A 20,496-nucleotide genomic window follows, 5' to 3' on the forward strand; every position below is an offset into this window, starting at 1 on the left:
GGGCGGATTACTTGCTGTAGAGCTCGACGATGAGCTGCTCCCGGATGTTTTCCGGGATGTCCTCGCGCGCCGGGAAGTCGAGGAACTTGCCCTTGAGCGCGTCGCGGTCGAGTTCGAGGAACGGGTAGCTCCGGCGGTTCACGTTGACCGCGTCCTGGATCGACTCCAGGTTCTTCGACTTCGGCCGGACCTCGACGATGTCACCGGGGCGGAGCCCGTGCGACGGGATCCCCGAGACGCGGTCGTTGACCATCACGTGGCCGTGCGTCACCAACTGGCGGGCCTGGCGGCGCGTCCGCGCGAAGCCCAAGCGGAAGACGACGTTGTCCAGCCGGGCCTCGAGCATCTGGAGCAGGTTCTCGCCGGTCACGCCCTTCTTGCGGGCGGCCTTCTCGAACAGGTTCCTGAACTGGCGCTCGAGCAGGCCGTAGGTGTACTTCGCCTTCTGCTTCTCCTTGAGCTGGATCGAGTACTCGGACTCGCGGCGGCGGCGGGCGTTGCCGTGCTGGCCGGGGCCGTAGGGCTTGCGGTCGAGGGCCTTCGAGGGGCCGAAGATGGGCTCACCGAAGCGGCGGGCGACCTTCTGCTTGGGTCCGCGGTAACGGGCCATTTTTTTGTGTTGTCTCGTGAGTTGATCTCCCGTGGCTACCGGGAGACGCTGGAACTACGTGCGGTCCGCCCCCGCTGGCGCCGGACGGCGGGCGAGGCGGGCGCAACCGGGCTTCTGCCCTGCGGGCGGGTGAGGGGTAAAGGGTGAGGAGTGATGAGCCGTTGCCCTTCACCCGTCACCCTTCACTCATCACACCCTCCGCCGCTTGGGCGGCCGGCAGCCGTTGTGGGGGATCGGGGTGGTGTCGCGGATCGAGAGGACCTCCAAGCCGGCGATGGCGAGCGCGCGGATGGCGCCCTCGCGGCCGGAGCCGGGGCCCTTCACGTAGCAGTCGACGCGGCGGAGCCCCAAGTCGTAGGCCTCCTTGGCCGCCTCGGTGCCCGCGACCTGGGCCGCGTACGGGGTGTTCTTCCGCGAGCCGCGGAAGCCCATCTTGCCCGACGAGCTCCACGAGATCGTGTTGCCGTAGGCGTCGGTGATCGTGATGAGGACGTTGTTGAACGAGGCCTTGATGTAGGCGTTGCCGTTCGACTCGACCTGGACCTTCTTGCGGCGGGGGCCGCGCGCGGGGCGCTGCTGCTTGGCCATGTCAGTGCTTCTTAGTGGAGCCCGGGGGCTCGGAGGTGGATCGGAGCGGTCGCGTCAGGGGTGGTCCCGACGAGCGGGATGCCTGCGTGCGGACGCTCCGGGCAAACGAGGGGGGGCGCCGGCTGGCGTCCCCCGGTGCGCTACTTGCGCGGTGCCTTCTTCTTCCCGGCGACCGTCTTCTTGCGGCCCTTCCGGGTGCGGGCGTTCGTCTTCGTCCGCTGGCCGCGGACGGGCAGGCTCCGGCGGTGGCGGAGCCCGCGGTAGCAGCCGATGTCCATCAGCCGCTTGATGTTGAGCTGGGTCTCGGTCCGAAGCGAGCCCTCGACGACGTAGTTGTCCTCGATAAGGGTCCGGACGCGGCGCGTCTCGTCCTCCGACCACTGGTCGGGGTACGTGTCGGCGTCGAGGCCGACCCGCTCCAAGATCTCCTCGGCGCGGCTCGTGCCGACGCCGTAGATCGACGTCAAGGCGACTACGCCGCGCTTGCGGCCGGGGACGTCGACTCCTGCGATTCGAGGCATGGGAAAGTCAGATTTGGTGATTGACGATCAGGTGATTGGGATGCCTGGGCGACCGATCGTCAATCGCCCGATCACCAATCGCCCGATGCGTTACCCCTGGCGCTGCTTGTGCTTGGGGTTCTTCTTGTTGATGATGTAGATGCGGCCCTTGCGGCGGACGATCTTGTCGTCGGCCGACCGCTTCTTGACGCTGGCGCGAACCTTCATGGTCGGTCTGGTCTGGTCGTGGGGGGCGGCCGGAAAAAGGCCGGCCTGAAAGAACGCTCTACCCGGAGGCAGATACGCCCCAGATGGCGTGAAAAGCCCGCCGAACTCACTCCGTCGGGGCGCCCTCCGGGGGGCGGATCGCGACCCGCCCCTACTTGTAGCGGTAGACGATCCGGCCCTTCGTGAGGTCGTACGGCGACATCTCGACCGTCACGCGGTCGCCCGGCAGAATGCGGATGTAGAACTTCCGCATCTTGCCAGAGAGGAGGCCGAGGATCTCGTGCCCGTTCTCCAGCTCCACGCGGAACTGGGCGTTCGGGAGGGCCTCGGTGACTTTGCCGTCTTGTCGGATCGCGGGCTGCTTCGCCATGCGGGAGCGCCGGAGCGCAGGTGGTTGCTTAGGACTCGGAGGCGACGGGGACGGCCGGGGCCGCCAGGCTCTCACCGCGCGCCGTCGCCAGCGCGGATTCGATGAGGTCGTACGACGACAGGATCTCGGCGCCGCCCCGCCGGACGAGCACCATGTGCTCGTAGTGGGCGCTCGGCGCGCCGTCGGCCGTGCGGACCGTCCACCCGTCGTCGTCGACGGTGACGTCGCCCGTGCCGCCGTTGATCATCGGCTCGATGCACAGGGTCAGGCCCTCGCGCAGCTTTTTACCCACGCCCCGCCGCCCGAGGTTCGGGACGTTGGGGGGTTCGTGGAGTCTTTTCCCGACCCCGTGCCCCACCAGGTCGCGGACGACGCCGTAGCCCCGGCCCTCGCAGTAGCTCTGGATCGCGTAGCCGATGTCGCCGACGCGCCGCCCGGCGCCGGCCTGCTCGATCCCCTCGTACAACGCCGCCCGCGTCGTGTCGAGCAGGTCCTGAGCCTCCGCCGAGATCTCCCCGACGGGGAACGTGTACGCGAAGTCGCCGAAGTAGCCGCCCAGCTCGACGCCGCAGTCGACCGCGACCACGTCGCCCTCGCGGAGCTCGTAGGCGCTCGGGAAGCCGTGGACAACGACGTCGTTGACCGAGATGCACAGGCTGCCCGGGAACGGCGGCGTGTCGCCGCCCATCCGGTAGCCCTTGAACGCCGGCCGCCCGCCCGCGTCGCGGATGACGGCCTCGGCGGCCTGGTCCAGGCGGAGCGTCGGCGTGCCCGGATGGACGAGCTCGGCCGCCGCCGCCAGCGCGCGCTCGACGACGGCCGCCGCCTCGCGGATGCCCGCGACGTCGGCATCGTTCTTCAGCAGGATGCGGCCGGACGCCATCTACCGTCGCCGGCCGCGCACGCGGCCCGTCTTCATGAACCCGTCGTAGTGCCGCATGAGCAGGTGGCTCTCGATCTGCTGCAACGTGTCGAGCGTCACGCCAACCAGGATCAGCAGGCTCGTCCCGCCGAAGAACTGGGCGAACCCCTGCTGGACCCCGAACTGCGCGGCGATGGCCGGCAGGATGGCGACGAACCCGATAAAGATGGCGCCCGGCAGCGTGATCCGCGTCAGGATCGTGTCGATGAACTCGCTCGTCTGGCGGCCCGGCCGGACGCCCGGGATAAAGCCGCCCTGGCGCTTCATCGTGTCGGCCATCTCCTGCGGGTTCACCGCGATGGCCGTGTAGAAGTACGTAAAGAAGACGCAGATGACGAAGAAGATCGCCGAGTACCAGAACCCGAAGATGTCGCCCGTCGCCGTGCCGACCGTCTGCCAAAAGGCGCTCTCCTGGAAGAACGACGCGATCGTGCTCGGGATGAACATGATCGACTGCGCGAAGATGATCGGCATGACGCCGGCCGCGTTGACCCGGAGCGGGAGGTACTGCGTGGTGCCGCCCATCTGCTTCCGCCCGATCACGCGCTTGGCGTACTGGACCGGGATCCGCCGCGTCCCCTGGGTCACGAACACGACGCCGGCCGTGACGATGAACAGTGCCGCGAGCTCGATCAGGAAGATGAAGATGTTCGTGTCCGCCCGGCCGACCCCGCCGATCTGCGGCATCTCGTTGAGGAGCGCCTGCGGCAGGAACGCGATGATCCCGATCATGATGATCAGCGAGATGCCGTTGCCGATCCCCTTCTCGGTGATCCGCTCGCCGAGCCACATCACGAAGACCGTCCCGGCCGTCAAGCAGATCACGCAGACGACGGTGAACGCCCACGCCGGGATGACGATGGCCTGCCCGGACGTGGCCTGCAGGTTGATCGCGTAGCCGATGGACTGGAGCGCCGTGATGGCAATCGTGCCGTACCGCGTCCACTGGGTGATCTTGCGGCGCCCGTCCTCCCCTTCGCGCTGGAGCTTCTGGATCGGCGCCCAGACCGCGCCCAGCAGCTGGATGATGATCGACGCCGTGATGTACGGCATGATGCCGAGCGCGAACACGCCGGCCCGGAAGAACGCGCCGCCGACGAACAGGTCGAACAGCCCGAACAGGCCGCCCTGGTTCGGGTTGGCGTTCGCCAGCTCCTGGAGCGCGATCGCGTCGACGCCCGGGAGCGTCACGTACGAGCCCAGCCGGTAGACGACCAGGATGCCCAGCGTGAAGATGATCCGCTGCCGGAGCTCGTGGATCTTCCAGATGTTGCGGATCGATTCGGCGACCGAGGCCATTCTTGTGGGGTTCAGGGTTCAGGGTCCGGAGGTCGGGGAGCGTGCCCCGTGTCCGACACCCCCTAGGCCTCGACGACGGTGGCGGTCCCGCCAGCGGCCTCGATCTTCTCCTTGGCCGACGCCGAGAAGGCGTGGGCGTGGACGTCCAGCTTGACGCCGAAGTCGCCGTCGCCCAGGATCTTGTACCGGCCGTTCTTCCCGCCGATGCCGAGCGCCTTCAGCGTCTCCGGCGAGACGGTCGAGCCCGCCTCCAGCCGGCCCTCTTCGACGAGCGTCGCCAGGCGGCCGATGTTGATCGGGTCGTAGGCGACGCGGTTCCGGTTCTTGAACCCGTACTTCGGGACGCGCCGCTGGAGCGGCATCTGGCCGCCCTCGAACCACGTCGGGACGCCGCCGCCGGAGCGGCTCTTCTGGCCCTTGTGGCCGCGCGTGGCCGTGTCGCCATGGCCGGAGCCCTCGCCGCGCCCGACGCGCTTGCGGTTCTTGGTCGAGCCCTTGGCGGGCTTCAGGTTGCTGAGGTCCATCGTATGGGTGGCTTGAGTCGCCGGCCGGAGCCGACTCGCGAGCGCCGACGGGTGGGGCCGGCGCGGCGCCGATGGTGGCGCCTGGAAAAGATAGGCCGGCCGGGCGCGGGGCCGGGCCGACCGAGGATTCGGTTTTCGGTGAAGGGCCGGAGCCCTACGCCTCCTCGACGGAGACGAGGTGGCTCACCTTGGCCACCATCCCGCGGATCTGCGGCGTGGCCTCGACCTCGACGGTCTTCCCGATCTTGCGGAGGCCGAGCGCGACCATCGTCCGCTTCTGGTCGCCGGGCCGACGGATGACGCTCTTGGTCTGGGTGATCTTGATCGTTGGCATGGAGCTATGAGCTGTGAGCGATGAGCGGTGAGCCGTCGCAGAGAGCTCATCGCTCACCGCTCACGGCTCACGGCTCTACCCCTCGAACACCTGCTTGATGGTGATGCCGCGGCGGGCGGCGACCTCGCCGGGGTCCTGGAGCTGCTGGAGCGCGTCCATCGTCGCCGAGACCTGGTTGTGCGGGTTCGACGAGCCCTGGCTCTTCGACAGCACGTTCGAGATGCCGGCGCACTCGAGCACCGCGCGGACGCCGCCGCCGGCGATGACCCCGGTCCCGTCCGAGGCCGGCTTCAGGAGGACCGTGCCGGCGTCGTGGACGCCGCGGACCGCGTGCGGGATCGAGTTCGTGCCCGTCACCGGGACCGCGATCATGTTCTTCTTAGCGTCCTCGGTCCCCTTCGAGATCGCGTCGGCGACCTCGTTGGCCTTGCCGAGGCCCTGCCCGACCTTCCCGTTCCCGTCGCCGACGACGACGACGGCGTTGAACGAGAAGCGCCGGCCGCCCTTGACGACCTTCGCCACGCGGTTGACCGCGACGAGCTTCTCGATCAGGTTCGAGCGGTTCGCCTCGTTGTCGCGTCCGTCGCTGCGACGGTCCCGGCCTCCGCGACCGCCTCGGTTCTGCTGCTGTGCCATGTGAGTGCGTGTGTTAGAGGGTGAGGCCGCCGTCGCGGGCGCCCTCGGCGACCGCCTGGACGTTGCCGTGGTAGCGGTAGCCGCCCCGGTCGAAGACCGCGCGGTCGACGCCGGCCTCCTTCGCCCGCTCCGCGATCCGCTGGCCGACCGCCTTCGAGGCGTCGACGCCGATGCCGCCCCCGTTCTCCCGAGTGCTGGCGGCGGCCAGCGTCGTGCCGGCCGCGTCGTCGATGAGCTGGGCGTAGATGTGCTTGTTCGAGCGGAACACGCTCAGGCGCGGGCGGGCCGGCGTGCCGGCGACCTTGGCGCGGATGCGGCGCCGGATGCGGGCGCGCTGCGTGACCTTCTTCGCGGTCTTGGACATGATGGGGGAGCGCTGGGGGCCGACGGGATGGCCGTCTGGCCGCGCGGGGGTTGAGTGATGCGTGAGGAGCAACGGGTGAAGGGCTCATCACCCCTCACCCTGTGCCCATTACCTCGCGGCCGTCTTGCCCGCCTTGCGGCGGACGTACTCGTCGGTGTACCGGACGCCCTTGCCCTTGTAAGGCTCCGGCGGACGGAGGGCCCGGATCTTGGCCGCCACCTGGCCGACCAACTGCTTGTCGATGCCGGTGATCTTGATCCGCGGGTTCTGGCCGCGGACCGTCGTGGCCTCGATGTCGATGCCGTCCGGCGGGACGAAGTAGATCGGGTGCGAGAACCCGAGCGCGAGCTCGAGCACGTCGAGCCCCTGCACCTTCGTCGCCTCGGCGCGGTACCCGACGCCGATCACGTCGAGCTCCTTCGTGTAGCCCTCCGAGACGCCCTGGACCATGTTGGCGAGGAGCGACCGCGTCAGGCCGTGGAGCGCCTTGTGCCGCTTCTGCTCGGTCGGCCGCGAGACGACGATCTCGCCGTCCTGCATCTCGACCGAGAGGTCGGGGTCGACGTCGAGCTCGAGCTGGCCCTTGGGGCCCTTGACCGTCGCGTGGTTCTTGTTCGAGATGTCGAACGAGACGCCGTCGGCGACCGGGATGGGGAGGTTTCCGATTCGGGACATGAGAGTCTGGGATGTGAGGCCGCCCGCCCGGCGCCTCGCGCGGTGGGAATCGGGTTAGCTGACGGTCGCCAGGACCTCGCCGCCGATGCCGGCGCGGCGAGCCTCCTTGTCGGTCATCACCCCGCGGCTCGTCGAGATCACGGCGATGCCGAGCCCGTTCATCACGCGCGGCAGGTCGCTCGCCCCGACGAACCGGCGCAGGCCCGGCTTCGACACGCGGTCGATGGTCTGGATGACCGGCTTGCCGCCCCGGAGGTACTTGAGGTAGATCCGGATCAGCCCCTGCTTCGAGTCCTCGACGTTGACGTAGTCGGCCACGTAGCCCTTGTCGACCAAGATCTGGGTGATGGCCCGCTTGAGGTTCGAGGCCGGCACGTCCACGTAGGGGTGGCGGGCCTTCTGGGCGTTGCGGATCCGGGTGAGGTAGTCCGCGACGGGATCGCTGAGAGCGCTCATGGTGTCTTCGGCCAGTTCGGGGAGCCCGCTTGGCCGCTAGAGGATAGAAAGTCTGGAGTTCAGGGTTCAGAGTTCAGAGTTCAGAGTTGAACCGGAGATGACTCCCAACTCCGAACTCCGAACTCGCTACCAGCTCGACTTGCGGACGCCGGGGATCTTGCCCTCGACGGCGAGCTCGCGGAACACGTTGCGGCAGACGCCGAACGTGCGGAGGTAGCCACGCGGCCGGCCCGTCAGGGCGCAGCGGTTGTGGAGGCGGACGGGGCTGGCGTTGCGCGGCAGCTTCTGGAGTTGCTCCGCGATCGCCTGCGCGTCGGCCGGGTTGAAGTCGTCGCTCGACTTGAGCTGCCGCATCTGCTCCTTCAGCTCAGCGCGCTTGGCGGCGTACTTCTGGACGGCCTTGCGGCGCTTCTTCTCGCGGGCGACGACGGATGTCTTAGCCATGGGATCTCTCGGTGTGGAGTGGGGCGGCCTTACGCGGCCTGGGCCTCGCGGCGGACGAACGGCATCCCGAGCGCCTTGAGCAGCGCGTGGGCCTCCTCGTCCGTGTCGGCCGTCGTCACGAACGTGATGTCGAGGCCCGAGATGCGGGGCGTCGAGTCGATGTCGATCTCGGGGAAGATGATCTGCTCCTTGACGCCGAGCGTGTAGTTGCCGCGGCCGTCGAACGAGCGGTCCGGCACGCCGCGGAAGTCGCGGACGCGCGGCAACGCCAGCGTCACCAGCCGGTCCACGAACTCCCACATCCGGTCGCCCCGGAGTGTGACCGCGGCGCCGACGGGCATCCCCTCGCGCAGCTTGAAGTTCGAGATCGACTTGCGCGCGTTGCGGACCGTCGGCTGCTGGCCGGTGATCTTGCGGAGCTCCTCAACGGTGTCGTCGAGGACTTTCTTGTTCTGCGAGGCCTCGCCGATCCCCTTGTTCACAACCACTTTCAAGAGGCGCGGGACCTCCATCGGGTTCGTGTAGCCGAACTGCTCGGTCAGCGCCGGGGCGATCTCGGAGCGGTAGCGCTCCTTGAGGCGGGGGGTGTAGTTTTCCATCTTTGTTGCGTGTTGCGTGTTGCGTATCAGGGTGCGCTCAACACGCAACACGTAATACGCTACGGGCCACTAGCTGTCGAGCTCCTCGCCGGTCGTCTTCGCGTAGCGGACCCACCGGCCCTCGCCCGTGTTCGGGTCCTCGACGCGCTTGCGGCCGATCCGGGTGGGGGCCCCGTTGCCGTCGACGGCCATCACGTTCGAGATGTGGATGGGCTTCTCGGCCTCGATCCGACCGCCGTTGGGGTAGGTCTGGTTCGGCTTGGTGTGCTTGAGCCGGAGGTTGACCCCCTCGACGAGCACACGCTCCTTGCCCGGGTAGACATCGAGCACGCGGGCCTGGTACCCCTTCGGTCGGTCGTTCTGACCGCCGCCGTGGGCCGTGATCCGCTTCGTCAGGACGACCGTGTCGCCCTTCTTGACGTGGAGCTTCTTCTGCTTGTTTGTGGTGCGAGGCATCGTTTCGGGGTTGAATGTGGTTGTGTTGAAGGTTGAAGGTTCGGAACCTTCCACGTTCACACGTTCAACATTCCACGCTAAAGGACTTCCGGGGCGAGGGAGACGATCCGCATGAACTGGCGGTCGCGGAGCTCACGGGCGACGGGCCCGAAGATGCGGGTGCCGCGGGGCTCGTCGGCGTCGTTGAGGAGGACGGCCGCGTTCTCGTCGAACCGGATGTAGGAGCCGTCCGGCCGGCGGAGCTCCTTCTTGGTCCGGACGATGACGGCCTTCGAGACGTCGCCCTTCTTCACGTTCCCGCCGGGGATCGCGTTCTTGACCGAGACGACGATGACGTCGCCGACGCGGGCGTAGCGGCGGCCGGAGCCGCCGAGCACGCGGATGCAGAGGACCTCCTTGGCCCCGCTGTTGTCGGCGACGTTGAGTCGGGATTCCTGCTGAATCATTGCGATTTGAGATCTGCGATTTGTGATGTACGATTGATGAACCGGAGTCGCCTCCAAATCGTCAACCGCCAATCTGAAATCGTCAATGGTTACCGGGCGCGCTCGAGGATCTCCACGAGCCGCCACCGCTTCGTCTTCGACAGCGGGCGGGTCTCCTGGATGCGGACGGTGTCGCCCGCGCCAGCGTCGTTCGTCTCGTCATGGGCCTTCAGCTTGGTCGTCTGCTTGACGTACTTGCCGTAGATGGGGTGCTTCACCTGGCGCTCGATGGCCACGGTGATCGTCTTGTCCATCTTGTCGCTCACGACGAGGCCGACGCGGAACTTGCGCGCGCCGCGCTCGGCGACCGCCGCGTCGGCGGTCGGGGTGTCAGTAGCCATAGCCTGGGGGGCCCTCTCGGGCGGGGTGCTAGTCGCTTGGTGGGCCGGGACCCCACCAACTACGGAAGGTGCGCCTGGGCGCGGGGCCGGGGCTAGCCCGGCAGGATGCGAGGATAGGCACGGGGCCGGTGAAGGTTCAGGGAGAGCGGGGCCCGAGGCCCCTCCCCCACCGAAGCTTCACGCGCTCCGGGCCGCCTACGCGCCGGCCTGAGTGGCCTTCTTCTGGTTGAGGACCGTCTGGAGGCGGGCGATCTCGCGCCGCTTCTTGCGCAGGACGATTGGGTTCTCGAGGCCGGTCACGGAGCGCCGGAACCGGAGGTCGGTCAGGTCCCGCTGCTCCTCGGCGATCCGCTGGCGGATCTCGGCCTCGCTGAGGTCGCGGATCTCGTTGGCTTTCATGTCGATGGTCAAAGAGACCCCGACCGCTCACAGCGCCCGGGGCCGAGTGGGGAAGGTCAGTCGCTGCTGGGCGGCGTGTTGCCGTCGTCCGACGTCCGGTCGCCCTGGTGCTGCGGGTTCGGGCCGGCGTTCTCCTCGGCGGACTCGGAGGCGTTCTCGGCCACCGGCCGCTCGATGGGCTCGTCGGTGTCGATCTCGACGACGTTGCCGTCCTGCTCGCGCAGGCCCTCGACGTACTCGTCGAGCCCGTCGAAGTCGCCGTCGGCGAGGTACCGGGCCTGGCGGGCCCACGTCTCCTCGTTGACCGACTGCTGGTCGGTCCCGTCGGCCTGGACGATCTCGCGGAGCTGCTCCAGGTCGAGGTTGGCCAGCTTCTCGAACGAGTCGATGCCGGCGGCCTCGAGCTGCTCGGCCATCGTGTCGCCCAAGCCGTAGACCTTGGTAAAGTCGGTCGTGGTGACCTCGGCCGTGATCGCGTCCACCTCGTCGGCGGCGGTCCCGGCCGGCGGGGGCACGGGCGCGGCCTCCGGGCGGACCACGAACTTGGCCTTGACGGGGAGCTTCTGGATCGCCAGGCGCATGGCCTCGCGGGCCAACTCCTCGTCGACCCCGCCGATCTCGAACAGGATCCGGCCCGGCTTGACGACGGCCACCCAGTACTCGGGCGAGCCCTTGCCCTTGCCCATCCGGGTCTCGGCCGGCTTCTTGGTGATCGGCTTGTCGGGGAACACGCGGATCCACACCTTGCCCACGCGCTTCATGCGGCGGGTCATGGCGATACGGGCGGCCTCGATCTGGCGGGACGTGATCCAGCCGGCCTCGAGGACCTTGATCCCGTAGTCCCCGAAGGTGACGCGGGCGCCCCGCTGGGCGAGGCCCTTGACGCGGCCCTTCTGCATCTTGCGGAACTTGGTCCGCTTCGGCATCAACATGGTTTACTCGGTCTCGATGGGAGTTGCAGGAAGGGTCGGTTAGCGACGGCCACCGCCGCCGCCGCTGCCGCCGCGGCCACGTCCGCCGCCGCCGGAGTTGCCGCCGCGACCGCGACCGCCACGGTTGTCGCCGCCGCCGCGCTCGTCGCGGCCACCGCCACGGCCTTCACGGCGACGCCGCTCCGGGACGCTCGGCGCCGCATTCTGCTGGCGCTGGGCCGTCGCGTTCGGCGAGAGGTCGGGCTGGCCGATGACCTCGCCGTGGAAGATCCAGACCTTGACGCCGGCCGTCCCCTGGATGGTGAACGCCGTCGCCTGGGCGTAGTCGATGTCGGCCCGCATCGTGTGGAGCGGGACGCGGCCCTCGAGGTACTGCTCGACGCGGCCCATCTCCGACCCGCCGAGCCGGCCGGCCAGCTTGATGCGGATGCCCTGGGCGCCCATTCGCATCGCGGCCCCGAGCGCCTGCTTCATCGCGCGGCGGTAGGACACGCGGCCTTCCAGCTGCTGCGCGATGTTCTGGGCCACGAGCGAGGCGTCCAGCTCGGGCCGCTTGATCTCGTTGATGTTGATCTGGATGTCCTTCGCCGTGAGCGCCTTGAGCTCCTCGCGGAGCTTCTCGACCTCGGAGCCGCCGCGGCCGATGATGACGCCCGGACGCGACGTGTGCAGCGTCAAGATGACCCGCTTCGGGGTCCGCTCGATCACGACGCGGCTCAGGCCGGCCCGCTTGAGGCGGGCGTCGAGGTAGCGACGGATCTCGTGGTCCTCGACGATCTTGTCGGCGTAGGTGCCGTCGGTGTACCAGTTCGAGTCCCAGCCTCGGATCACACCGAGACGGAAGCCGATGGGGTTGGTTTTCTGACCCATTGTCTTTGGTGTCTGGGTGTGGGGTTAGTCCGTGACGCGCTCGCCGCGACGGATCGTCCGGTCGTCAGCCTCCTCCGTCACGTCGGGCGTGCCGACGACGACGGTGAGGTGGCTGGAGCGCTTCAAGATCGGGTGGGCCCGGCCGCGAGAGACCGGGCGGAACCGCTTGATGACGGGCGCCTGGTCGACCATGATGGTCTTGACGATGAGCGCGTCGTCGTCGATCCGCTCGTCCTGGTTCTGGTCCACCAAGTTGCCGTAGGCGTCCTGGATGGCCCGGCGGACCATCGCGGCGGCCTTCTGCGGCATGAACTCCAGCGTCGTGATGGCCTGCTGGGCGTTCTTGCCGCGGACGACGTCGGCCACGATCCGCATCTTGCGGGGGCTGATGCGGAGGTACTTCCGCTTGGCGCGTGCTTCCATGATTCTATCGTTGAGCGATGAGCGTGGAGCTATGAGCCCTCACGGCTCACCGCTCACGGCTTGTGATTAGCGGCGGCGGTCCTTCTTGCCGCCAGCGTGGCCGCGGAACGTCCGCGTCGGGGCGAACTCGCCCAGCCGGTGGCCGATCATGTTCTCGGTCACGTAGACCGGGATGAACTGCTTCCCGTTGTGGACGGCGAACGTGTGGCCGAGCATGTCGGGCGTGATCATCGAGCCGCGGCTCCACGTCTTGACGACGCGCTTCTTGCCGCCCTCGTTCATCTCCTCGACCTTCTCGCGGAGCTTGTAGTGGACGAAGGGTCCCTTCTTGAGCGAACGTGCCATTGGATGAGTCTGGATGTATGGGGGGATGGGAGGATGGGGGGCGAGCCACGCCCACACCCCCATCCCCACACACTCTATTTCTTGGCCTTGCGGCGGCGGACGATGAACTGGTTCGACGCCTTCTTCTTCTTGCGCGTCTTGAAGCCCTTGGCGTAGACGCCGGTCGGGCTCTTCGGGTGGCCGCCGGACGACTTGCCCTCGCCGCCGCCCATCGGGTGGTCGACCGGGTTCATCGCCACGCCGCGCGTCTGGGGCCGGATGCCGAGCCAGCGCGACCGACCGGCCTTGCCGATCTCGACGTTCATGTGGTCCGGGTTCGACGTCTGGCCGATGGTCGCCCGGCACTCGACCGGGACCCGGCGGACCTCGCCGGAGGGGAGTTTGAGGTTGGCGTACTTGCCCTCCCGCGCCGTCAGCTGCGCCGACGTGCCGGCGGACCGCGCCATCTGGGCGCCCTTGCCCGGCTTCATCTCGATGGCATGCACCTGGGTGCCCAGCGGGATGTTCGCCAGCGGCAGGCAGTTGCCGACGTCCGGCGACGAGTCCGGGCCGTTCGTGACGGTCTGGCCCACCTCGAGCTTGTCCGGCGCGATGATGTAGCGCTTCTCGCCGTCGGCGTAGAACAGGAGCGCGATCCGGGCCGAGCGGTTCGGGTCGTACTCGATGGCGGCGACGCGGGCGGGGATCCCGTTCTTGTCGCGCTTAAAGTCGATGATGCGGTAGCGCCGCTTGTGACCGCCGCCGCGGTGGCGCGAGGTCTTCCGGCCGTTGTTGTTCCGGCCGCCGGTGCGCTTGCGCGTGTCGAGCAGGCTCTTCTCCGGCTCCGACTTCGTGATCGCGTCGAAGCCAGAGACCGAGCGGTGCCGCTGACCGGGCGTGGTCGGCTTAAGCTTACGGATGGGCATGGTGCTGGGGGCATTCCTGCCGGCGGCGACCGCCGGCTTTGCGCCCCGGTGGGTTAAACGGATTCGTAGAAGTCGATCTCGCCGGCGCGCAGCGTGACGATGGCCTTTTTCCAGCCGGCCTGGCGGCCCTGGACCAAGCCCCGCTTCGTCATCTGGCGGCGGCGCTTGCCGCGGACGACCATCGTGCGGACCTCCTTGACCTCGACGTCGGGGTAGCGGTCCTCGATGGCCTTGCGGATCTCGAGCTTGTTGGCCGTCTTGGCGACGCGGAAGCTGTAGTGCCGGCCCTCGTCGGACAGGCGCGTCGACTTCTCGGTCAGGACGGGGGCGAGGATGATCTGGCTCATGGGTCCTAAGCGGTTTCGTCGCCCTCGGGGGCGTCGGGCGTGTCGGTGGCCTCCGGGGCTTCGGTGGCCGGCGTCTCCGCCTCAGTGACCGGGGCGTCGGGCGCCTCCGGGTTGGCCGTCGTCGGGGCCTGGTCCATCGGGACCGGGAGGTCCGTGTCGGCCCCGTCGACCGTCGCCTTGCCCACCGGGCGGAGCGCCTCGGTGAGCGCCTCGACGGCGCCCTCCTGCAAGAGGATCGTCTTGGCGTTCATCAGGTCCAGCGTCGAGGCCTGGTCGGCCGGGCAGACGGTGACCCCGGGGAGGTTGCGGGCCGAGCGGAAGAAGACGTCGTCGATGCCGTTCGTGAGCACGAGCGCCTTGCCGGCGATCCCGTTCCCCTTCAGCATCCCGGCGACCTCGCGCGTCTTGGGCGCGTCGAGCGTCATCGTCTCGACGATGCGGAAGGCGTCGCCGTCGAGCTTGTACTTGATCGCGCTCCGCCGCGCGAGCTGCTTCGTCTTCTGGTTGATCCGCATCTTGTACTCGTGCGGCCGGGGCCCGAAGATGGTGCCGCCGCCCTTGCGGAGCGGGCTCTTGGCATCACCGGCGCGGGAGTTGCCGGTCCCCTTCTGGCGGTACAGCTTGCGGCGGGACTTCGAGACCTCGCTCCGCTCCTTCGTCTTGTGCGTGCCCTGGCGCTTGTGCGCCTGGATCGCGCGGACGTCGAGCCAGATGGCGTGGTCGTTCGGCTCCAGCCCGAAGATGGCGTCGTCGAGCTCGACCTGGCGGCCGGCCTCGGCGCCGTCCTTGGTGTAGACAGTCAGTTTCATGGGTCTAGGCGCGGCGGATCTCGACGATCCCGTTCTTGTGGCCGGGCACGGCGCCCTTGACCAGGATCAGGTTGTTGTCCGGAAAGGTGCGGACGACGCGGACGTTCTTCTGCGTCACGCGGTCGCCGCCGGTCCGGCCGCCCATCTTGGTGCCCTTGAACACGCGCGACGGGTCGGACGCCTGGCCGATCGAGCCCGGGGCCCGCTGGCGGTTGTGCTGGCCGTGCGTGGCGTCGCCGACACCTTTGAAGTTGTGCCGCTTCACGACGCCCTGGAAGCCCTTGCCCTTTGAGGTGCCCGAGACGGCGACGCGGTCGCCCTCCTCGAACACGTCGACCGTGACCTCGTCGCCGAGGGACACGTCGAGGTCCGTGTCGCGGAACTCGACGACGTGCTTCTTGGGGGAGACGCCGGCGGCCTCGAAGTGGCCCTGCTGGGCCTTCGTGGTCCGCTTGATCTTGGCGTCTTGGAAGCCGAGCTGGACGGCCGAGTAGCCGTCCGTCTCGGGCGTCTTGACCTGGGTGACGGCGCAGGGGCCGGCCTCGATGACCGTGACGACGGTCTGCCGTCCAGAGGCGTCGAAGACGCTCGTCATGCCGACCTTGCGGCCGAGGAGTGCGCTCATTGAACCGGGGGGTTAGTTAAGCGGGAAGTAGAGGAGGGAGCGGTGAGGCGTGAGCCGTGAGGTCCGACGCCTGAAGGCTCATCGCTCGCGCCTCACGCCTCACCGCTCGAATCAGACCTTGATCTCGACGTGGACGCCGCTCGGGAGCTCGAGCTTCATGAGCGCGTCGACGGTCTTCGACGAGGTCGACAGGATGTCGATGAGCCGCTTGTGGTCGCGCGTCTCGAACTGGTCCCGCGCCTTCTTGTCGACGTGGGGCCCCTTCAGGACGGTGTAGATCTTCTTGCGCGTCGGGAGCGGGATGGGCCCGCTGACGACGGCGCCGGTCGACTTGACCGTGCGGATGATCTTCTCGGCGCTCTTGTCCACCAGGGTGTGGTCGAAGGACTTGAGCTTGATCCGGATCTTCTGGTTCGCCATTGCTGAAGGCCAGGGGCCAGGGAGAAAGAGTCAGTGGGCGGATGCCGGGACTGGACTGCCGTTCGCTGGCCAGTGGCTGAGAGAGAACGCGCGGGCGGCAGGACAGAGAAGGTCCGACCTGCCGCCCCCAGCGTGTGTGTGTTCTAGTCGAGGATCTTCGAGACGACGCCCGCGCCGACCGTCCGGCCCCCCTCCCGGATCGCGAACCGGAGACCCTGCTCCATCGCCACCGGCTGGATGAGCGCGACCGTGAACTGCGTGTTGTCCCCCGGCATCACCATCTCGACCCCCTCGGCCAGCTCGATGTCCCCCGTCACGTCCGTCGTCCGGAAGTAGAACTGGGGACGGTACCCCTTGAAGAACGGGGTGTGACGGCCCCCCTCGTCCTTGCTCAGGATGTACACCTCGCACTCGAACCGCTTGTGCGGCGTGACCGCCCCCGGCTTCGTCAGGACCATCCCCCGCTCGACCGCGTCCTTCTCGATCCCCCGCAAGAGGATCCCCGCGTTGTCCCCGGCCTGGGCCGAGTCCAGGAGCTTCCTGAACATCTCGACGCCCGTCACCGTCGACGACTGCTTCGTCTCCGAGATCCCGACGATCTCGACCGGGTCCCCGACCTTGATCGCCCCCCGCTCGACCCGGCCCGTGACGACGGTCCCCCGGCCCGTGATCGAGAACACGTCCTCGACCGGCATCAGGAACGGCTGGTCGACGGCCCGCTCCGGCGTCGGGATGTACGAGTCGACGGCCGACATGAGCTCGTCGACCTTCGCCACCCACTCGGCCTCCCCGTTCAGGGCCCCGAGCGCCGACCCCTGGATCACGGGCAGGTCGTCGCCCGGGAACTCGTACGAGCCCAGGAGCTCCCGGACCTCCATCTCGACGAGCTCCAACAGCTCCTCGTCGTCGACCAAGTCGGCCTTGTTCATGAACACGACGATGTAGGGCACGCCGACCTGGCGCGCGAGGAGGATGTGCTCGCGCGTCTGGGGCATCGGCCCGTCGGTCGCCGCGACGACGAGGATGGCCCCGTCCATCTGGGCCGCCCCGGTCACCATGTTCTTGACGTAGTCGGCGTGGCCGGGGCAGTCGACGTGGGCGTAGTGCCGCTCGGCCGTCTCGTACTCGACGTGGGCCGTCGCGATCGTGATCCCGCGCTCGCGCTCCTCGGGCGCGTTGTCGATCTGGTCGAACGACATGGCCGTCCCGCCCTGGGCCTCGGCCAACACCTTCGTGATGGCCGCGGTCAGCGTCGTCTTCCCGTGGTCGACGTGGCCGATCGTGCCCACGTTGACGTGGGGCTTCGTACGCTGGAACTGTTCCTTCGCCATGAGTCTGTTGGTCTGGGTGAGTTGTCTGAGTGAGGGGGTACGGGGTACTTGGTACGTGGTACGCGGGTGGACGTGAGCGTCCGTACCCGGTACCGCGTACCAAGTACCTCCTTTAGGCCGCGGCCTTGCCGGCGGCCGAGATCTCCTCGGCGATCGACGTCGGGACCTCCTCGTAGTGGTCGAACTGCATCGAGTAGATGGCCCGGCCCTGCGTGTTCGAGCGCAGGTCGGTCGAGTACCCGAACATCTCCGAGAGCGGGACGAAGGCGTCGACGACCTGGGCGTCGCCGCGCTGGCCCATCCCCTCGATCCGGCCGCGCCGGGACGAGAGGTCGCCGATCACGTCGCCCATGTACTCCTCGGGCGTGATGACCTCGACCTTCATGATGGGCTCCATGATGACGGGGCTCGCGCGGCGCGCGGCCTCCCTCAGCGCCATCCGGCCGGCGATCTCGAACGAGAGCTGGTCGGAGTCGACGTTGTGGAACTTGCCGTCGTAGAGCCGGGCCTTGATGGCCTCCATCGGGTAGCCCGCGAGCGGGCCCTGGTCGAGCGCGCTCTCGATCCCCTTCTGGACCGACGCGATAAACTCGCGCGGGATCGCGCCGCCCTTGATCTCGTCGACGAACTCGAGCCCCTCGGTGCCGGGCTCGGCCGGCGAGAACTCGATCTCGACGTGGGCGAACTGGCCGCGGCCGCCCGACTGCTTCTTGTGCGTGTAGGTGTGGTCGACCGACTTCCGGATCGCCTCGCGGTACGAGACCTGGGGCTCGCCGACGTTCGCCTCGACCTTGAACTCGCGCTTGAGCCGGTCCACGATGATCTCGAGGTGGAGCTCGCCCATGCCGGCGATGAGCGTCTGGCCGGTCTCCTCGTCGGAGGACACCTTGAAGGTCGGGTCCTCCTCGGCGAGCTTCTGGAGCCCGACGCCGAGCTTGTCGATGTCGGCCTTCGTCTTGGGCTCAATCGCGATCTTGATGACGGGCTCCGGGAAGTCCATCGCCTCGAGCACGACCGGGTGGTCCGGGTCGCAGAGCGTGTCGCCGGTCTTGGTGTCCTTGAGCCCGACGATGGCGCAGATGTCGCCGGCCTTGACCGTGTCGACGTCCTCGCGCGTGTTGGCGTGCATGAAGAGGAGCCGGCCGGCCCGCTCCTTCTTCTCGTTGTTCGCGTTGACGAGCGCGTCGCCCTTGTTGAGGCGGCCCGAGTACACGCGCGCGAACGTCAAGCGGCCGACGTAGGGGTCGGTCGCGATCTTGAACGCGATGGCCGCGAACGGCGCGTCGGGGTCGGCCTCGCGCGTCACGACGTCCTCGGTCCGGGGCTTGTGGCCCTCCATCGCCGGCACGTCGTGCGGCGACGGGAGGTAGTCGACGATGCCGTCGAGCAGCTGCTGGACGCCCTTGTTCTTGAACGCCGAGCCGCAGAAGACCGGCGTGATGTCCATCGAGATGACCGCCTTGCGGACGGTCTCCTTGACGGTCTCGACCGGGAGCTCCTCCCCTTCGAGGTACATCATCAGGAGCTCGTCGTTGTGCTCGGCGACAGCCTCCAGGAGCACGATCCGGGCCTTCTTGGCGGCCGGCTTCAGGTCCTCCGGGATGTCGACCTCGTCCCAGGTCGAGCCCTGGGTCGCGTCGTCGAAGATGAACGCCTTGTTCGAGATCAGGTCGATGTGGCCGCGGAACATCTCGCCGTCGCCGATCGGGATCTGGACGGGCACGGCGTTGGCGCCCAACCGGTCCTTCATCATGGCGACGGCGTTCTCGAAGTTGGCCCCGGTCCGGTCCATCTTGTTGACGAACGCGATCCGGGGGACGTGGTACTTGTCCATCTGCCGCCAGACCGTCTCCGACTGGGGCTCGACGCCGCCGACGGAGCAGAACAGGGCGACGGCCCCGTCGAGCACGCGGAGCGACCGCTCGACCTCGACCGTGAAGTCGACGTGGCCGGGCGTGTCGATGATGTTGATCCGGTGGCCGTTCCACTCGGCGGTCGTGGCCGCCGAGGTGATCGTGATGCCACGCTCCTTCTCCTGCTCCATCCAGTCCATCGTGGCGCCGCCCTCGTGGACCTCGCCGATCCGGTGCGTCTTGCCGGTGTAGTACAGGATGCGCTCGGTCGTCGTCGTCTTGCCGGCGTCGATGTGCGCCGAGATCCCGATATTGCGGGTCTTCGTGAGCGAGAAAGTCTTGCCTTGGAGGTCGTCGGCCATGGGAGTCGTCAGGGTCGGAGTTGTGCCGAGAGAACGCGCCGGACCCGTCGGGGACCGGGAGCGCGTGTGACGGTTCAGTTAGAAGCGGGCGAAGTGGGCGAACGCCTTGTTGGCCTCGGCCATCCGGTGCGTGTCGTCCTTCTTCTTGACGGCGCCGCCCTCGCCGCGGCTCGCCGCGATGAGCTCGGCCGCCAGCCGGTTGGCCATCGACTTATCGCCGCGGGCCTTGGCGTACTGCAACAGCCAGCGGAACGCCAGCGACGTCCGCCGCTCGGGGCGGACCTCGATGGGCACCTGGTAGGTCGCGCCGCCGACGCGGCGGCTCCGGACCTCGACGAGCGGGGCCGCGTTCGTCAGCGCCTGGCGGAACACCTCGACGCCGGGCTCGCCGATCCGCTCCTCGACCAAGTCGAAGGCGCCGTACACGAGCCCCTGGGCCACGGACTTCTTGCCGTCGCGCATGACGGCGGCGATGAACTTGGCGACGGTGACGTCGCCGTAGATCGGGTCCGGAGTGGGGATCCGCTTTTCTGCTTGCTTCCTGCGCATGGGGTTGTGTCAGCTTTGAGCTGTCAGCGGTGAGCTGTGAGTAACGGCGTCGCGAGCAGGCGGTGGTGCCCGAGGGCTCACCGCTCATCGCTCACGGCTCGTCGTTACGCCTTCGGCTTCTTAGCGCCGTACTTCGAGCGGCTCTGGCGACGGTCGGCGACGCCGGCCGTGTCGAGCGCGCCGCGCACGATGTGGTACTTCACGCCGGGGAGGTCCTTGACGCGGCCCCCACGGACGAGCACGATCGAGTGCTCCTGGAGGTTGTGGCCCTCGCCCGGGATGTAGGCGATGACCTCGATCCCGTTCGTGAGCCGGACCTTGGCCACCTTCCGGAGCGCCGAGTTCGGCTTCTTCGGCGTCGTCGTGTAGACGCGGGTGCAGACGCCTCGGCGCTGCGGGTTGCCCTGGAGCGCGGCGGACTTGGACGTCTGGCGCTTCGGCGTGCGGCCCTTGCGGACGAGCTGGTTGATCGTAGGCACAGCGGTGCGGTCGGTC

The 20,496-nt window shown here is 68.2% G+C and carries 31 protein-coding genes and 1 pseudogene; all 32 read right to left on the reverse strand.

Translation table 11 applies throughout. The annotated features are described in order from the left end of the window. Positions 1-7: 7 nt before the first annotated feature. The gene (gene rpsD / locus ACOOHE_RS14355; RefSeq protein WP_420454774.1) at positions 8-610 is read right to left on the reverse strand and encodes a 30S ribosomal protein S4; all 603 of its coding nucleotides are present in this window, start codon (positions 608-610) and stop codon (positions 8-10) included. A gap of 189 nt (positions 611-799) precedes the next feature. Then, positions 800-1,198 carry a 30S ribosomal protein S11 gene (gene rpsK, locus ACOOHE_RS14360; protein WP_420454775.1) on the reverse strand — a complete coding sequence of 133 codons (399 nt, stop codon included), beginning with the start codon at positions 1,196-1,198 and terminating at the stop codon, positions 800-802. 140 nt (positions 1,199-1,338) lie between these two features. Continuing rightward, a complete protein-coding gene (gene rpsM, locus ACOOHE_RS14365; RefSeq protein ID WP_420454776.1) occupies positions 1,339-1,719 on the reverse strand; it encodes a 30S ribosomal protein S13 in 381 nt (126 codons plus the stop codon). Positions 1,720-1,809: 90 nt separating this feature from the next. Continuing rightward, entirely contained in the window at positions 1,810-1,926 is a 117-nt protein-coding gene (gene rpmJ, locus ACOOHE_RS14370; RefSeq protein WP_095510537.1) for a 50S ribosomal protein L36, read from the reverse strand. Between the two features lie 151 nt (positions 1,927-2,077). Continuing rightward, entirely contained in the window at positions 2,078-2,296 is a 219-nt protein-coding gene (infA, locus tag ACOOHE_RS14375; RefSeq protein WP_095516158.1) for a translation initiation factor IF-1, read from the reverse strand. 28 nt (positions 2,297-2,324) lie between these two features. Continuing rightward, a complete protein-coding gene (gene map, locus ACOOHE_RS14380) occupies positions 2,325-3,179 on the reverse strand; it encodes a type I methionyl aminopeptidase (protein ID WP_420454777.1) in 855 nt (284 codons plus the stop codon). Further along, positions 3,180-4,517: a preprotein translocase subunit SecY gene (gene secY, locus ACOOHE_RS14385; RefSeq protein ID WP_420454778.1), complete on the reverse strand. Its 1,338-nt coding sequence runs from the start codon at positions 4,515-4,517 to the stop codon at positions 3,180-3,182. A gap of 62 nt (positions 4,518-4,579) precedes the next feature. Continuing rightward, a complete protein-coding gene (rplO, locus tag ACOOHE_RS14390; protein ID WP_420454779.1) occupies positions 4,580-5,041 on the reverse strand; it encodes a 50S ribosomal protein L15 in 462 nt (153 codons plus the stop codon). A gap of 154 nt (positions 5,042-5,195) precedes the next feature. After that, positions 5,196-5,375, reverse strand: coding sequence for a 50S ribosomal protein L30 (rpmD, locus tag ACOOHE_RS14395; RefSeq protein ID WP_420454780.1), 180 nt, complete (start codon positions 5,373-5,375; stop codon positions 5,196-5,198). A gap of 75 nt (positions 5,376-5,450) precedes the next feature. Beyond that, positions 5,451-6,011: a 30S ribosomal protein S5 gene (gene rpsE, locus ACOOHE_RS14400; RefSeq protein WP_420454781.1), complete on the reverse strand. Its 561-nt coding sequence runs from the start codon at positions 6,009-6,011 to the stop codon at positions 5,451-5,453. A gap of 13 nt (positions 6,012-6,024) precedes the next feature. Further along, complete coding sequence (rplR, locus tag ACOOHE_RS14405; protein WP_420454782.1) at positions 6,025-6,375, reverse strand: 50S ribosomal protein L18; 351 nt, start codon at positions 6,373-6,375, stop codon at positions 6,025-6,027. A gap of 108 nt (positions 6,376-6,483) precedes the next feature. After that, positions 6,484-7,050 carry a 50S ribosomal protein L6 gene (gene rplF / locus ACOOHE_RS14410; RefSeq protein WP_420454783.1) on the reverse strand — a complete coding sequence of 189 codons (567 nt, stop codon included), beginning with the start codon at positions 7,048-7,050 and terminating at the stop codon, positions 6,484-6,486. Between the two features lie 54 nt (positions 7,051-7,104). Beyond that, positions 7,105-7,506: a 30S ribosomal protein S8 gene (gene rpsH, locus ACOOHE_RS14415; RefSeq protein WP_420454784.1), complete on the reverse strand. Its 402-nt coding sequence runs from the start codon at positions 7,504-7,506 to the stop codon at positions 7,105-7,107. Positions 7,507-7,632: 126 nt separating this feature from the next. Continuing rightward, the gene (rpsN, locus tag ACOOHE_RS14420; RefSeq protein ID WP_420454785.1) at positions 7,633-7,950 is read right to left on the reverse strand and encodes a 30S ribosomal protein S14; all 318 of its coding nucleotides are present in this window, start codon (positions 7,948-7,950) and stop codon (positions 7,633-7,635) included. A gap of 29 nt (positions 7,951-7,979) precedes the next feature. Further along, positions 7,980-8,549 carry a 50S ribosomal protein L5 gene (gene rplE / locus ACOOHE_RS14425; RefSeq protein ID WP_420454786.1) on the reverse strand — a complete coding sequence of 190 codons (570 nt, stop codon included), beginning with the start codon at positions 8,547-8,549 and terminating at the stop codon, positions 7,980-7,982. 69 nt (positions 8,550-8,618) lie between these two features. Beyond that, positions 8,619-9,005: a 50S ribosomal protein L24 gene (gene rplX / locus ACOOHE_RS14430; protein WP_420454787.1), complete on the reverse strand. Its 387-nt coding sequence runs from the start codon at positions 9,003-9,005 to the stop codon at positions 8,619-8,621. Between the two features lie 77 nt (positions 9,006-9,082). Next, on the reverse strand, positions 9,083-9,451 hold the full coding sequence (gene rplN / locus ACOOHE_RS14435; RefSeq protein ID WP_420454788.1) for a 50S ribosomal protein L14: 369 nt from the start codon (positions 9,449-9,451) through the stop codon (positions 9,083-9,085). Positions 9,452-9,540: 89 nt separating this feature from the next. Further along, positions 9,541-9,831: a 30S ribosomal protein S17 gene (gene rpsQ, locus ACOOHE_RS14440; protein WP_420454789.1), complete on the reverse strand. Its 291-nt coding sequence runs from the start codon at positions 9,829-9,831 to the stop codon at positions 9,541-9,543. 195 nt (positions 9,832-10,026) lie between these two features. Then, positions 10,027-10,230 (reverse strand): 50S ribosomal protein L29, encoded by a 204-nt coding sequence (rpmC, locus tag ACOOHE_RS14445; RefSeq protein ID WP_420454790.1) that lies wholly within the window; start codon positions 10,228-10,230, stop codon positions 10,027-10,029. A gap of 530 nt (positions 10,231-10,760) precedes the next feature. Continuing rightward, positions 10,761-11,162: pseudogene (gene rplP, locus ACOOHE_RS14450) on the reverse strand (50S ribosomal protein L16); the annotation flags it as partial. A 39-nt stretch (positions 11,163-11,201) separates the two neighbouring features. Next, positions 11,202-12,032 (reverse strand): 30S ribosomal protein S3, encoded by an 831-nt coding sequence (gene rpsC, locus ACOOHE_RS14455; protein WP_420454791.1) that lies wholly within the window; start codon positions 12,030-12,032, stop codon positions 11,202-11,204. 24 nt (positions 12,033-12,056) lie between these two features. Next, entirely contained in the window at positions 12,057-12,455 is a 399-nt protein-coding gene (gene rplV / locus ACOOHE_RS14460; RefSeq protein WP_420454792.1) for a 50S ribosomal protein L22, read from the reverse strand. A gap of 66 nt (positions 12,456-12,521) precedes the next feature. Then, complete coding sequence (rpsS, locus tag ACOOHE_RS14465) at positions 12,522-12,800, reverse strand: 30S ribosomal protein S19 (protein WP_420454793.1); 279 nt, start codon at positions 12,798-12,800, stop codon at positions 12,522-12,524. A 74-nt stretch (positions 12,801-12,874) separates the two neighbouring features. Then, positions 12,875-13,705, reverse strand: coding sequence for a 50S ribosomal protein L2 (rplB, locus tag ACOOHE_RS14470; RefSeq protein ID WP_420454794.1), 831 nt, complete (start codon positions 13,703-13,705; stop codon positions 12,875-12,877). Between the two features lie 53 nt (positions 13,706-13,758). Beyond that, entirely contained in the window at positions 13,759-14,052 is a 294-nt protein-coding gene (gene rplW, locus ACOOHE_RS14475; protein ID WP_420454795.1) for a 50S ribosomal protein L23, read from the reverse strand. A 5-nt stretch (positions 14,053-14,057) separates the two neighbouring features. Next, positions 14,058-14,861 carry a 50S ribosomal protein L4 gene (gene rplD / locus ACOOHE_RS14480; RefSeq protein WP_420454796.1) on the reverse strand — a complete coding sequence of 268 codons (804 nt, stop codon included), beginning with the start codon at positions 14,859-14,861 and terminating at the stop codon, positions 14,058-14,060. Positions 14,862-14,865: 4 nt separating this feature from the next. Further along, a complete protein-coding gene (rplC, locus tag ACOOHE_RS14485) occupies positions 14,866-15,486 on the reverse strand; it encodes a 50S ribosomal protein L3 (protein ID WP_420454797.1) in 621 nt (206 codons plus the stop codon). 111 nt (positions 15,487-15,597) lie between these two features. Then, entirely contained in the window at positions 15,598-15,906 is a 309-nt protein-coding gene (gene rpsJ / locus ACOOHE_RS14490) for a 30S ribosomal protein S10 (protein WP_095516179.1), read from the reverse strand. A 143-nt stretch (positions 15,907-16,049) separates the two neighbouring features. Next, a complete protein-coding gene (gene tuf / locus ACOOHE_RS14495; RefSeq protein WP_420454798.1) occupies positions 16,050-17,237 on the reverse strand; it encodes an elongation factor Tu in 1,188 nt (395 codons plus the stop codon). 112 nt (positions 17,238-17,349) lie between these two features. Continuing rightward, positions 17,350-19,452 (reverse strand): elongation factor G, encoded by a 2,103-nt coding sequence (gene fusA / locus ACOOHE_RS14500; protein WP_420454799.1) that lies wholly within the window; start codon positions 19,450-19,452, stop codon positions 17,350-17,352. 78 nt (positions 19,453-19,530) lie between these two features. Continuing rightward, on the reverse strand, positions 19,531-20,001 hold the full coding sequence (rpsG, locus tag ACOOHE_RS14505; protein WP_095515971.1) for a 30S ribosomal protein S7: 471 nt from the start codon (positions 19,999-20,001) through the stop codon (positions 19,531-19,533). Between the two features lie 104 nt (positions 20,002-20,105). Then, positions 20,106-20,480, reverse strand: coding sequence for a 30S ribosomal protein S12 (gene rpsL / locus ACOOHE_RS14510; protein WP_420454800.1), 375 nt, complete (start codon positions 20,478-20,480; stop codon positions 20,106-20,108). Positions 20,481-20,496: the final 16 nt, after the last annotated feature.

This window comes from Rubrivirga sp. (assembly GCF_965213695.1).
GTDB lineage: Bacteria > Bacteroidota > Rhodothermia > Rhodothermales > Rubricoccaceae > Rubrivirga.